Here is a 12,522-nt window from a genome sequence, read left to right on the forward strand (position 1 = left end):
TCACGAAACCGATTCCAGGCTCGTCTTATTGCCGCCTGCCAGCTTTGGCTTTCGCGCTTCGCCCGCGCGCGCGCCGACGCCGACGTTTGCCGCCGCGCTCATGTCGATGATCTCGTCGAGATGCTCGGCGATCGTTTCCATCGTGAGATTCTCGCTGGTGAAGCCGACGTTCTGCATGATCGCCATCCGGAGGATTTGGCCGCCGCCACAACACAGCATGACGCCGTTCAACGGACAGCTTTCATGGGACAGATAGGCTGCAGCGTGCGATGCCAGCTCCGGCGGGAAGACCGTGCCCAGCTTGGCGAAGGCCTCCGGCGGCTTGCCATAGACATGCGACATGACTTCGGGTGATGACATGCGGGTGGCGATGCGCGGGGAGAAGCCGTTGACCGCGATGCCGTATTTCGGGCCTTCGGAAGCCAAAGCGAGGGTCAGGCCGATCACGCCGCCCTTCGCGCCGCCATAGGCCGTCATCATCTCATGAATGCCGAGCGGCCCCTCGGAAGCCGTGTTGACGATGCGGCCACCGCCGCTTTTCATAAAATGTTTCCAGGCGGCGTGGGAGACGAGGGCCGTGCCGATATAATTGACCTCACACATGCGCCGGAACTGTTCAGCCGTATGGTTTTCGAACAGCTCGGGGCCGTTGATGCCGGCATTGTTGATCACCGCGTCGAGCCGCCCGAAGCTGTCGAGCGCGGCCTGGACCATTGCTGTTGCGCCGCGTTCCTCCGCTACCGACTCGTAACAGCTGACAGCTTCGCCACCCGCCGCCTTGATCTCTTGTACGACTTCGTCCGCCGGACCGCTGGAGCCTCCCGAACCATCCACCGCAACCCCGGGATCGACCACGACGATTTTCGCGCCGCGCGATGCGAGCAGCAGCGCATGGGCCCGGCCCACGCCGCGGCCACCCCCCGTGATCAGCACGACTTTCCCGTCAAAGCGCAATTCCGTCATTGTCTGTTCATCCTCTACAAGAAACCGAAATCCGGCGGCGGACCGTCGGAAAAGCACCGATGTCGCATATGGATTTGCTCTTCCGATCCCGGATCCCGCCGGAAACCCAATCATCACGGAAAAATCATAGTTGACGTCATTTGAGAGTCAATCTCATATGAGGCTGACTATGAGTTTGCCGGACACATCCCTGCTTACGAAGCAAACCGGCCTGCGTGCACGAAAGCGCTTGCGGACGCAGCGCGCTATTCGGGAAGCGGCGCTCACGCTGTTCACCGAACAGGGCTATGAAGATACGACAGTCGAGCAGATCGCCGAACTGGCCGAAGTCGCTACCGCTACCTTCTTCCGCTATTTTCCCGGCAAGGCCGATGTCGTGTTGAATTTTCAGGATGCGCTGCTCCCGGCGCTTTGGGAGGCGGTCGTGCGGCGGCCTCCGGAGGAGGGCGACTTCCTGGCTGTCAAGAATGCCATCAAACAGGTGTGGCTGGTCGAATTTGACAAGGCTCTGACAGCGCGCCTTGCAAAGATCATCGCGCATTCGCCACCGCTGCGCAGGCTCAGTTATGATGTTGGGCGGGGCTGGGTGATCGGCGTGGGCAAGGCGTTGGCGGTGCGCCGCGGCAACGATCGGGCACCAGAGGATTTTGCGCTTCGCGCTCGCGTTGCGCTCGCGGTGTTTTCGCATTCTGTCGGGCTGTGGATCGCGGGCGATTGCGTCGCCGAGTTGGGCGACGTGATCGAAGAGCAATATGATCAGTTCACCAAGATTTTTGAAGAGCTGTAGAAAGCCGGCTGCCCTACGCCAGTTTCGCCCTTCGGGCTCTGGCCAGCCCGTCACGTTGGGCGTGCAACTCTAAGGTGACGAGGCGTGTAAGGATGCGAGGCAGCCCGACATGCGCCTGCGATATGTTGGGGCAGAAATGACCCAGTTTCGCATAATCAGAAAAAGGGAGAGCGGATGGCTGGTTATATAGAGGAACTGCAAACGCAGTGGCGGCCGATAATCGGCAGTCTGGTGGGCATGTCGGCGGGGCTTGCGATCATCCCCTACATCACGGCTACGATGGCGCCCTTCCTGATCGCCGATCTGGGCTGGAGCAAGGCGGAATTCGCCTGGGTGGGCGTCCTGGGGCTGGCGAGCGCGCTCTCCTTTCCCTTTGCCGGGCGGCTTTGCGACATCATCGGAACGCGCCGGACGGCGATGATCGGGGTTGTCGCCTTGCCGTTCATCTTCTTCGCGTTCAGCCAGACGACCGATTTCAGGGCGTTCATTGTCCTCTATCTTTTGCAATGCCTGCTTTCGGTCACAACCACGGCGATCATCTATTGCAGGATCATCGTGCAATATGTCCATCGGGCGAGGGGGCTTGCATTAGGGTTGGCAGCCTCGGGTCCGGCCATCGTGGGTATGATCGGGACGCCCCTACTCAACGCATTCGTGCAAGATCATGGCTGGCGTGCGGGCTATCTGATACTGACGGTGGGGTTCATTGTCGCCGGGCTTGTCGCGATGCTGCTGCTGCCTCCTGATCTCCGGGTCGAGGCCGCGGAGCCGGCAAAGCCGAAGCGTAATGTCAGGCGGGACTTCGCCATTCTCCGTCGGATGCGCGCCTTCTGGATCATCCTCGGCGGCATTTTCCTGTGTAGCATCACCAACGGCGTCATGCTGCCCCAGATGAGCATCATCCTGCGGGAAAAGGGCATTTTTGGCGAGCTGGGCGCCATATTGATTTCCACCTATGCGCTGGGCATGTTGGCGGGCCGTTTGCTGAGCGGCGTGGCGATCGACCACTTCGCGCCGCGTCTCGTCGCCACCACAGGTTTCGTGCTGTCGGCGCTGGGGCTATTCCTCATAGCCTCCCCCTGGAATACCACGCCATTATTATTCTGTGCGGTCCTGATTCTCGGCCTTTCCGTCGGCTCTGAGGGAGACGTGGTGGCTTATCTGATCGTGCAGCATTTCGGCGTGTCGGTGTACAGTACGGTTTTCGGAATGTCGTCGGCCATCATGTCGGTCAGTGCGGGGGCGGGTGCCATCCTGGCGGCCTTATTGCTCAAGCCTACCGGTCTGTACTGGCCTTTCCTGACCGTTGCGGGCTGCCTGATCGCGTTCGGAAGCATGTTGTTTCTCTTTTTGCCACCTCGTCCGGTGGTTCCTGATTTCGAACGCCAGAGCCTGCGCCGTATCCCTAGCCGGTAGGTGTCGATCACCGGGGCAATTGCTTGAACGTCCGCCAAACTGCTAGCGAGATCACAGAAAATCCGGACATTCGTGGATCACGGGGGCCGGAACCGCACTCTCGGTCATACGTTCGATTGCTGCCGTTCATTGTATCGAATTCCCCAAAAATCGGCGCATATAGGAGGTTTATGGATCAGGTGCGTCGATGGACGGAATCCCGGCCCGAAGCGGACCGCTACCGTCTTCTGATCGATGCGATCACGGACTATGCCATCTACATGATCGATCTGGATGGGCGGGTGGTCAACTGGAACGCCGGTGCCCAGCGCTTCAAAGGATATGCGGCCGAAGAAATTATCGGCGAACATTTTTCCCGATTCTACCGCCAGCAGGAACGCGATGAGGGACTGCCCGAGCGGGCGCTCCGGACCGCCGCGCTGGAAGGCAAGTTCGAAGCCGAGGGATGGCGGGTCCGCAAGGATGGTACGACCTTCTGGGCGCATGTCGTGATCGATCCTATCCGCGATGAGCAAGGCGAACTGATCGGCTATGCCAAGATCACCCGCGATCTCAGTGAACGTGCCGAGGCCGCTTCTATGCTGAAGAGCAGCGAAGAACAGTTTCGGCTGCTCGTGCAAAGCGTTACCGATTATGCCATCTACATGCTCGATCCCAAAGGGATGGTGTCGAGCTGGAATACCGGCGCGCAACGTATCAAGGGGTATCTGCCGCCCGAAATTATCGGCGAGCATTTCTCGCGCTTCTATACCCCGGAGGACCGCGCCAGAGGCGAGCCACTCCGGGCATTGCAGACCGCCGAACGCGACGGCCGGTTCGTCAAGGAAGGCTGGCGCATCCGCAAGGATGGCACGCGCTTCTGGGCCAGCGTCGTCATCGATCCGGTACGGAACGACATGGGAGTTCTCGTCGGCTTCGCCAAGATCACCCGCGATCTGACGGAGCGCGAGCAATCGCAACGTGAGCTGGAGCATGCGCGCGAGGCCCTCTTCCAGTCGCAGAAGATGGAGGCGATCGGCCAGCTCACCGGTGGCGTCGCCCATGACTTCAACAACCTGCTGATGGCAACGTTGAGCAGTCTCGAATTGCTTCGGAAGCGTTTGCTCGATGATCCGCAGGCGCTGCGCCTGCTCGACAATGCCGTCGCCGGCGCTCAGCGCGGTGCGACGCTTACCCAGCGCATGTTGGCCTTTGCCCGCCGCCAGGATCTGAAACCTGAGCGGATCGAAGTCCCGATGCTCGTCCAGAACATGGCCGATCTCATCAGGCGATCGCTCGGTCCATCTATCGCCATCGATATCCGATTTCCGCTCGATCTCGACGCCGTCACCGCGGACGTCAATCAGATCGAAATGGCGCTCCTCAATCTTGTGGTGAACGCGCGCGATGCGATGCCCGATGGCGGATCGATCACGATCGCGGCCGAGGCGAAGGTGGTGGCGCCCGGCACGGAGGATCGCCTGAAGCCGGGTCGCTATGTCAGGCTCAGCGTGATCGACGATGGCGCGGGGATGGACGCCGAAACGCTGGAACACGCGATGGAACCATTTTTCACGACAAAGGGCGTCGGAAAAGGAACCGGCCTTGGCCTATCGATGGTTCACGGCCTCGCCGAACAATCTGGCGGACGCTTTTCCCTCACGAGCGCGCCGGGCGAAGGCACCACGGCCGCTGTCTGGTTGCCAGCGGCAGAGGGAGGCCGCATCAGCGAAAAAGAACCGCCGGCGATGACCCCCGTACCTCATACACGGGCTCTCACTGTGCTGGTTGTCGACGATGATAGCCTCGTACTGATGAACACGGCCGCCCTGCTCGAGGACCTTGGCCATCGGGTCCTGGACGCCATTTCGGCCGACGACGCGCTCGAAATATTCCGGCGGGAGCCCGATATCGACCTGGTGGTCACCGATCAGGCCATGCCCAATATGACCGGGGTTCGCTTCGCCGAGATCGCCATGGAGGAGCGGCCCGGTGTCCCTTTCATCCTTGCGACCGGCTATGGCGAGTTGCCACCGGGATCAAGCACCGCTTTGTTGAAGCTGCGTAAGCCCTTCACGCAGGCCGACCTCGCCCACGCTGTTGCGGAGGCCTGCGCAACAGGTTCTTGATGCTTCAAGGCAGCGCGATCAGCCCCGGGTAATTCCTGCCGGCGCTGGGATCATGTTGCTCGATGCCTGCGTTTTGGGCTCGGATCCTTATTGTACAAAATCGTACAGAGCATATGGCTATCCGTGTGCCGCGCCCCCATATGCCGGTTATCGGTTGCCGACGATCAGGGCGCAGCCGGCAGAAAGCGCAAGCTCTCGCCCCAAATTCCGGGGCGAAACATGTCCAGGCTCGATCAGAACCCGATTGGCAATGCGCTGCTTCGAAATTTGGGCGGTGAAGATTTCGCGAAACTCGCGCCGCATCTGACCCGCGTCACACTCGACAAAGGACAGTGCCTCATTTCGGCGGAGCAGCCGATCAGACATAGCTGGTTCCTGACCGAAGGTATTGCGTCCGTCGTGATCACAACCGCGCAAGGGCATCAAACCGAAGTGGGCGTCGTAGGCCGGGAGGGCATGGTCGATATGGCGACCATATTTGGTGTCGATCGATCGGCGTTTCAGTGCTTCATCCAGATCGCGGGCGCTGGCTATCGCATGCCGGCTGAAGTCCTCAGTCCGCTGATCAATACTGTCGCCGGTCTGCGCCGGGTATTGCTGCCATATGCCTATAATTTTCTGACCCAGGTTTCGAATACGGCTCTGGCGAATGCGGCCTTCACGATTGAACAGCGCCTCGCGCGATGGCTGCTGATCTGTCACGATCGCATCGATGGGGACGCGGTGCCGCTTACCCATGAGTTTCTGTCGCTCATGCTGAATGTCCGCCGCGCCGGGGTCACCGTCGCGCTGCAGAAGCTTGAGCGTGCGGCGCTCGTGGAGACGAGCAGGGGCGTAATCCGCATCACGGATCGTCTCGGACTGGAACGCCTGACCCAGGATTGTTCTCCCTCGCGGGAGCCGCTCGCCCCGGCGGCGTGAACAAGCCAGGCCATGCGAGATCGTGCCTAACTGGCCGCCATTCGCGGTGGGTAGGATATGGAGGCTATTGCGGCCGACTCGGTTCAAGACCCGAGCCGGGCGAAAATAATGGGAGCGACCTCTTCATGTTGTCGTTTAGAAAACAGGTGATATGTTCGATATCGTACAGTTAATATTGAGATGAATGGTGCATATTATATGATATAAATCGCATGTAAAAAATAACTACGTAATATGTCTTAACGATATGATGTGGGAACAAGAATATAAGCTCTGCGTGATTACAGATGTTGATCTTGTCCCTCAATTAGATGTTCACGCAGCCACCGTGAACGATGGTATCATCGAGCGACGAGCGGAACGGCACAAGACACGCTTCTCTGCTCGATATGGTGCCCGTCTCCGGATTGCGCTTGATAGCCTGGACGCTGTGACCGATGTGGTCATCATGGACATTTCGAGCGGCGGCGTGTCGGCGGCAGTCGCCTCCGACCTGTGCGTGGGATCGAAGGTGCGGCTTGAAATCCCTTTGATAGGGTGGCGCGATGCGGAAGTGCGGTGGTTGTCGAACGGAAGGGCCGGCTGCGGCTTCCTGGTCCCACTCTCGGAGGCCGAGCTCCTGGCGGCGGTTGTCGAAAGCCCGCTGATCCACGACAATTTTCCGGGCCTGGTCGATCAGCTATGTGGCCGTGAGATCTCCGAGGTTCCGTACCGGGGTGGTGCTGACACTCGAAAGGCCTCCCAGACTCAGTTCACCGCCGCCCGCCGCCGATAGCTGAGCGCCTCCGCCACATGCACCCGCTTCACCGTCTCCGCTTCCGCCAGATCCGCGATCGTCCGCGAGACCCTGAGCACCCGATGATAGCCGCGCGCTGACAGCCGCATCGCCTCGGCCGCCTGCGCCAACAGCTTGCGGCCCGGTTCGTCCGGTGTGGCGATGTGGTCGAGCAACTCGCCATCGGCCTCTGCATTGGTGCGGGCAGTGTGGCCTTCGAACCGTGCGGTCTGGATGGCCCGGGCGGCGGCAACACGCGCGGCGACTTCCTTCGATCCTTCGGCCGGCGGCGGCAGCACGAGATCGGCGGCTGCGACGGCTGCGACGTCGACGTGCAGATCGATCCGATCCAAAAGCGGTCCCGATACCTTCGCCTGATAGTCGGCCGCGCATTTTGGTGCGCGCGAACAGCCCAGCGCGGCATCCCCCAGATGCCCGCACCGGCAGGGGTTCATCGCCGCGATCAACTGCACCCGCGCCGGAAAGGTCACATGGGCATTTGCCCGCGCGACCGAGATCTTGCCGGTTTCGAGCGGCTGGCGCAGCGAATCGAGCACGGTTCGCTGGAATTCGGGCAGTTCGTCGAGGAACAGCACGCCGAGATGCGCGAGGCTGACCTCGCCGGGCCGCACCTTGAGCCCGCCGCCGACCAACGCGGCCATCGATGCCGAATGGTGCGGGCTGCGGAATGGGCGCGCGCGGATCAGCCGGCCTTCAGGCAATTCGCCCGCGACCGATGCCACCATCGAGACTTCGAGCGCCTCGGCCGGCGTCAGTTCGGGCAATATGCCGGGGAGACATGCGGCCATCAACGACTTGCCGGCGCCGGGCGGGCCGCTCATCAGGAGGTTGTGGGCGCCGGCAGCGGCGATCTCGAGCGCGCGCTTGGCGGTTTCCTGGCCCTTCACCTGTCTGAGGTCGGCGAGCCGCGGCGGCACGACCGCTTCGCCCGGTTGCGGGTCGGGCAGTGGGTGCCCGCCTTTGAAATGGCCGATCAGCCGCAACAGGTCGGGCGCGGCGATCACCTCGATATTGCCCGCCCATGCCGCTTCCGGCCCCTGCGCGACCGGGCATACCAGCCCCAGCCCGCGCTCGGATGCATGCAGCGCTGCCAGCAGCACGCCGGGTGAAGGGGCCACCCGCCCGTCGAGCCCGAGTTCGCCGACCACGACATAGGATGCCAAAGTCTCGGCATCGATCACGCCCATCGCGCCGAGCAGACCGAGCGCGATCGGCAGATCATAATGCGATCCTTCCTTGGGCAGGTCGGCCGGCGACAGGTTCACGGTGATGCGCTTGGGCGGCAAAGCGAGCCCGATCGCCGAGAGCGCGGCATGCACCCGCTCGCGGCTTTCGCCGACGGCCTTGTCGGGCAGGCCGACGACCAGGAACTTCGGCATGCCGGGCGCGATCTGCACCTGCACTTCGACCGCGCGCGCTTCGAGCCCCAGAAACGCGACCGTCGCGACATGCGCCACCATGATGAATGTCCCCGCTGTTCCCGGACTGTTCTAATCGGCGGGTGTGAGTATTGTCGAGGGGCGGTGATGTGAGCGTTTTACATTCCGTCAGGGGCGCTGTTGTTGGTCGTTTGGCATTGGCCCCTCAATTCGTCATTCCCGCGGGAATGACGAAGCGAGCGATGCTCGGACACGGCCGCCATTTCCTTCCACAAACCCCATGATAAGCTCTCGCTCGTCATGACCGACACGACGGAAACACCTATGCGCATCATCTCCGGCGGTCTCGATGATCGCCGCGTGATCGCGCTGCTGGAAACACATCTGGCGACAGCTCGGGCGGAGACGGCGCCGGGCAGCGCGCATGCGCTCGATCTGTCGGGGCTGAAATCGCCGAATATCGCCTTCTGGTCGATATGGGAGGGAGAGGTCTTGCTCGGTGTCGGCGCGTTTAAGGCGCTCTCGCCGGAGCATGGCGAGGTCAAGTCGATGCATGTCGCGCGGGACGCGCGGGGGCGGGGCATCGGTAGCGCGATGGTGCGGCACATCATCGCTCATGCGCGGTCGGCAGGGATGGCGCGGGTCAGCCTCGAGACCGGATCGTGGGATTTCTTCCGGCCGGCGCATGCGCTCTATCGGCGCCATGGCTTCGTCGATTGCCCGCCGTTCGGCGACTATCGGCCCGATCCGAACAGCCGCTTCATGATGCTCGATCTGCGCGGTGTGCCGCCCAAAGCCTCGGTCGGTGGGGCGGAGAAAGATTGACTCCCACACCCACTTTGCCTAAGCGCGCATCCGTCAGCGGCTGCCGCATTGTTCGGCGGCCCTTTTCCGTTTTGTGATTTCGAGGCAAAGACAATGAAGCGCACTTTTCAGCCGAGCAACCTGGTCCGCAAGCGCCGCCACGGTTTCCGGGCGCGCACCGCGACTGTCGGTGGCCGCAAGGTGCTGGCCGCCCGTCGTGCGCGCGGCCGCAACAAGCTGTCCGCCTGACATCCTCGCCTTATGCGGTGCTTCGGCGCCGTGCGGATTTTCTCGCCGCCAATAGCGGTAGAAGAGCCCCGATGCCGGGGTTCGTTTTGCTTGTGCGTCCGCGCGACGACGGCGATCCGATGATCCGGCTGGGCATTACCGTGACCAAGAAGATCGGCAATGCGGTTGTCCGCAACCGGATGAAGCGCCGGTTCCGGGCTTTGGCCCGCGAGGTGCTGGCGGTCGACGGCGTGGCGGGCGCCGATCATGTGCTGATCGGCCGCGCCGGCGGGGTCGAGCGCGATTTCGGCGATCTCAGGTCTGAATTCGCCAAGGCGCTGGGGCGAATTCGGCGATGATCGCCCGGGTGCTGATCCTGATCGCGAAAGCGTGGCAATATGGCCCGTCGCAGATCCTGCCACCCACCTGCCGCTATATTCCATCCTGTTCGGCCTATGCGATCGGGGCCATATCGCGCTATGGCGCGCTCAAAGGCGGATGGCTGGCCACCCGTCGGATCTGCCGATGCCACCCCTGGGGTGGCTTTGGCCATGATCCCGTGCCGTGAATTCTGGGAGTTTTTGTGGATAATCAGCGCAACCTGATCCTTGCGATCGTGCTGTCGGCGATCGTGCTTTTCGGATGGACGGCGCTGTCCCAGCGATTCTTTCCGCCGGCCAAGCCGCCGGTCACGCAGATCGTTGGCGGCAAGGAAGTCGTGGTCCCCAACCCGAATGCGGGCGCGGTGGCGAACGGTCCGGCTGCGATTCGCGATCGGGCCGTGGTGCTGAAAGAAACGCCGCGCATCGCGATCGACACGCCGAAGCTCGCCGGTTCGATCAACCTGAAGGGCGCGCGGATCGATGATCTGGTGCTGAAATCCTATAAGGAAACGATCGCCAAGGATTCGCCGCCGATCCGGCTGCTTTCGCCCGATGGCAGCAAGGACAGCTATTTCGCGGGCTTCGGCTGGACCGGAGACGGCGTCGAGGCGCCCGGCCCGAACAGCGTGTGGACCGCCGATGCGACCATGCTGACCCCGGCCAAACCGATCACCCTGCGCTGGAGCAACACCCACGGTCAGGCGTTCGAGACGGTGATCGCGGTCGATGCGGATTATATGTTCAGCGTCACGCAGAAGCTGTCGAACGGCGGCGCCGCGCCGGTTGCCGCGCGCTCTTATGCCTTGGTATCGCGCAATGGCGTGTCGAAGGACATCGGCACCTGGACCAACCATACCGGCCCGATCGGCGTGTTTGACGGTTCGGCCAATTACAAGATCAACTTCAAGGATCTCGACAAGAGCGGGGCGGCCGGATCGCGCTTCGGCAGCACCGGCGGCTGGCTCGGCTTCGGCGACAAATATTGGCTGACCGCGCTGATCCCCGATCCGAACGCCCCGGTCGAGGCCGGTTTCCTGTCGCCGTCCGATCAGGTCTATCAGGCGGTCTATACCGGCAAGCCAGTGATCGTGGCCCCGGGCAAGGCCATCGCGGCGACCCAGCATTTCTTCGCGGGTGCCAAGGAAGTGCGCACGCTCGATCGCTACGAAAAGACATTGGGCATCGCCCAGTTCGACAAGGCGATCGACTGGGGCTGGTTCTACTGGTTCGAACGGCCGATCTTCTGGGTGCTCGACAATATCTTCCGGCTCGTCGGCAATTTCGGCGTCGCTATCATCCTGCTCACCTTCGTGGTGCGCGGGCTGATGTTCCCGATCGCGCAGAAGCAGTTCAAGTCGATGGCGGGCATGCGCGTCGTGCAGCCGAAGATGAAGGAATTGCAGGAGCGCCATAAGGACGACAAGCCGCGGCTCCAGCAGGAGATGTTGAAGCTGTATCAGGAGGAAAAGGTCAATCCGCTCGCCGGCTGCCTGCCGATCGTGATCCAGATCCCGGTCTTCTACGCGCTCTACAAGGTGCTGATGCTGACGATCGAGATGCGGCACCAGCCGTTCATCCTGTGGATCCGCGATCTTTCCGCGCCCGATCCGCTGCACATCCTCAACCTGTTCGGCCTGCTGCCCTTCACGCCGCCGGCCTTCCTGGGCATCGGCGTGCTCGCTTTGCTGCTCGGTTTCTCGATGTGGTTGCAGTTCAAGCTCAACCCGCAGCCGATGGACGATTCGCAAAAGCAGATCTTCAGCCTGATGCCGTGGCTGATGATGTTCATCATGGCGCCGTTCGCGGCCGGTCTGCTGGTCTATTGGATCACCTCCAACTTCCTGACGATCGCGCAGCAGGCATGGCTCTATAGCCGCCATCCCGGCATGAAGACGCCCGCCGTCGCCGTGGCCAAGAAGTGAGCGACATCGACGAGCCGGAGATCGATTATATCGAACCCGCGCGCAAGCTGTTCGCGGGGCCGATCAGCTTCCTGAAATCGGCACCGAGCCTCGAATATCTGCCCGATCCGGTCTGTCCGGAAGTGGCCTTTGCCGGTCGGTCGAACGTCGGGAAGTCCTCGCTGCTCAATGCGCTCACCAATCGCAACGGGTTGGCGCGGACATCGAACACGCCGGGGCGGACGCAGGAGCTCAACTTCTTCGACGTGGGGGGCGAGGGCGACGTTCCGACGCTGCGGCTGGTCGACATGCCGGGCTATGGCTTCGCCAAGGCGCCGAAGGATGTCGTCAAGAAGTGGCGCTTCCTGATCAACGATTATCTGCGCGGGCGGGTGGTGTTGAAACGCGCTTTGGTGCTGATCGACGCGCGGCACGGCGTGAAGGATGTCGATCTGGACGTGATGAAGATGCTCGATGGCGCCGCCGTCACCTATCATCTCGTCCTCACCAAGGCCGACAAGATCAAGGCGAGCGACCTGGCGGCCGTCACCGAGGCGACCGCCGTCGAGGCGCGCAAGCATGTCGCCGCGCATCCGAAGCTGCTGGTGACATCGAGCGAAAAGGACTTCGGCATCGCCGAACTGCGCGCGGCGATCCTTGAGGCGATCAGCGCCTGAGACCCTCAACATCCTCCCCCGCCAGGGGGAGGTGGCAGCGCAGAGCGATGCCGGAGGGGGAGGGCGGCGGAAGTCTGGATGTGCTTCACGCAGAAGTTGATTGCCGCCCGCCCCCTCCGTCGCCTTTGGCGACACCTCCCCCTGGCGGGGGAGGATTAC

Annotated in this window: 13 protein-coding genes; 11 read left to right on the plus strand and 2 right to left on the minus strand. The window is 62.2% G+C overall.

Annotated elements, in window-relative coordinates:
* Entirely contained in the window at positions 1-963 is a 963-nt protein-coding gene (locus BLS13_RS00365) for an SDR family NAD(P)-dependent oxidoreductase (protein WP_176943365.1), read from the minus strand.
* Positions 964-1,192: 229 nt separating this feature from the next.
* Here BLS13_RS00365 and BLS13_RS00370 point away from each other — a divergent pair, with 229 nt between their 5' ends.
* From BLS13_RS00370 to BLS13_RS00390, 5 genes are all read left to right on the plus strand, one after another.
* Positions 1,193-1,750, plus strand: coding sequence for a TetR/AcrR family transcriptional regulator (locus tag BLS13_RS00370; RefSeq protein ID WP_176943366.1), 558 nt, complete (start codon positions 1,193-1,195; stop codon positions 1,748-1,750).
* A 174-nt stretch (positions 1,751-1,924) separates the two neighbouring features.
* Positions 1,925-3,166, plus strand: coding sequence for an MFS transporter (locus BLS13_RS00375; protein WP_093448789.1), 1,242 nt, complete (start codon positions 1,925-1,927; stop codon positions 3,164-3,166).
* A gap of 179 nt (positions 3,167-3,345) precedes the next feature.
* Positions 3,346-5,274, plus strand: coding sequence for a hybrid sensor histidine kinase/response regulator (locus BLS13_RS00380; RefSeq protein WP_256325631.1), 1,929 nt, complete (start codon positions 3,346-3,348; stop codon positions 5,272-5,274).
* Between the two features lie 219 nt (positions 5,275-5,493).
* Positions 5,494-6,195, plus strand: a complete 702-nt coding sequence (locus tag BLS13_RS00385) for a Crp/Fnr family transcriptional regulator (protein ID WP_093448795.1) — start codon at positions 5,494-5,496, stop codon at positions 6,193-6,195.
* Positions 6,196-6,523: 328 nt separating this feature from the next.
* The gene (locus BLS13_RS00390; protein WP_176943367.1) at positions 6,524-6,970 is read left to right on the plus strand and encodes a PilZ domain-containing protein; all 447 of its coding nucleotides are present in this window, start codon (positions 6,524-6,526) and stop codon (positions 6,968-6,970) included.
* Here the strand turns inward: BLS13_RS00390 and BLS13_RS00395 are convergent.
* Positions 6,943-8,451, minus strand: coding sequence for a YifB family Mg chelatase-like AAA ATPase (locus BLS13_RS00395; protein ID WP_093448800.1), 1,509 nt, complete (start codon positions 8,449-8,451; stop codon positions 6,943-6,945). The genes BLS13_RS00390 and BLS13_RS00395 overlap by 28 nt on opposite strands.
* Positions 8,452-8,694: 243 nt before the next feature.
* On the opposite strand from BLS13_RS00395, the gene BLS13_RS00400 reads away from it, so the two are divergent.
* The 6 genes from BLS13_RS00400 (at position 8,695) to yihA (ending at position 12,363) form a co-directional block, all read left to right on the plus strand.
* Complete coding sequence (locus BLS13_RS00400) at positions 8,695-9,195, plus strand: GNAT family N-acetyltransferase (protein ID WP_093449477.1); 501 nt, start codon at positions 8,695-8,697, stop codon at positions 9,193-9,195.
* Between the two features lie 93 nt (positions 9,196-9,288).
* Positions 9,289-9,423, plus strand: a complete 135-nt coding sequence (rpmH, locus tag BLS13_RS00405; protein ID WP_037527499.1) for a 50S ribosomal protein L34 — start codon at positions 9,289-9,291, stop codon at positions 9,421-9,423.
* Between the two features lie 17 nt (positions 9,424-9,440).
* Positions 9,441-9,761: a ribonuclease P protein component gene (rnpA, locus tag BLS13_RS00410; protein ID WP_093448803.1), complete on the plus strand. Its 321-nt coding sequence runs from the start codon at positions 9,441-9,443 to the stop codon at positions 9,759-9,761.
* Positions 9,758-9,970, plus strand: a complete 213-nt coding sequence (yidD, locus tag BLS13_RS00415) for a membrane protein insertion efficiency factor YidD (RefSeq protein WP_093448805.1) — start codon at positions 9,758-9,760, stop codon at positions 9,968-9,970. The genes rnpA and yidD overlap by 4 nt, the downstream gene beginning before the upstream one ends.
* 15 nt (positions 9,971-9,985) lie before the next feature.
* Entirely contained in the window at positions 9,986-11,707 is a 1,722-nt protein-coding gene (gene yidC / locus BLS13_RS00420) for a membrane protein insertase YidC (protein ID WP_093448808.1), read from the plus strand.
* Positions 11,704-12,363, plus strand: a complete 660-nt coding sequence (gene yihA, locus BLS13_RS00425) for a ribosome biogenesis GTP-binding protein YihA/YsxC (RefSeq protein ID WP_093448811.1) — start codon at positions 11,704-11,706, stop codon at positions 12,361-12,363. Before yidC ends, yihA begins: the two co-directional genes overlap by 4 nt.
* Positions 12,364-12,522 lie beyond the last annotated feature (159 nt).

It is taken from the genome of Sphingomonas sp. YR710 (assembly GCF_900101455.1).
Taxonomy (GTDB): domain Bacteria; phylum Pseudomonadota; class Alphaproteobacteria; order Sphingomonadales; family Sphingomonadaceae; genus Rhizorhabdus.

What these genes read in the sequence shown, in the direction of transcription:
- BLS13_RS00365 (WP_176943365.1), bottom strand. Translation starts at nt 963, where the DNA reads ATGACGGAATTGCGCTTTGACGGGAAAGTCGTGCTGATCACGGGGGGT.
- rpmH (WP_037527499.1), top strand. Translation starts at nt 9,289, where the DNA reads ATGAAGCGCACTTTTCAGCCGAGCAACCTGGTCCGCAAGCGCCGCCAC.
- BLS13_RS00375 (WP_093448789.1), top strand. Translation starts at nt 1,925, where the DNA reads ATGGCTGGTTATATAGAGGAACTGCAAACGCAGTGGCGGCCGATAATC.
- yidD (WP_093448805.1), top strand. Translation starts at nt 9,758, where the DNA reads ATGATCGCCCGGGTGCTGATCCTGATCGCGAAAGCGTGGCAATATGGC.
- BLS13_RS00400 (WP_093449477.1), top strand. Translation starts at nt 8,695, where the DNA reads ATGCGCATCATCTCCGGCGGTCTCGATGATCGCCGCGTGATCGCGCTG.
- BLS13_RS00395 (WP_093448800.1), bottom strand. Translation starts at nt 8,451, where the DNA reads ATGGTGGCGCATGTCGCGACGGTCGCGTTTCTGGGGCTCGAAGCGCGC.
- BLS13_RS00385 (WP_093448795.1), top strand. Translation starts at nt 5,494, where the DNA reads ATGTCCAGGCTCGATCAGAACCCGATTGGCAATGCGCTGCTTCGAAAT.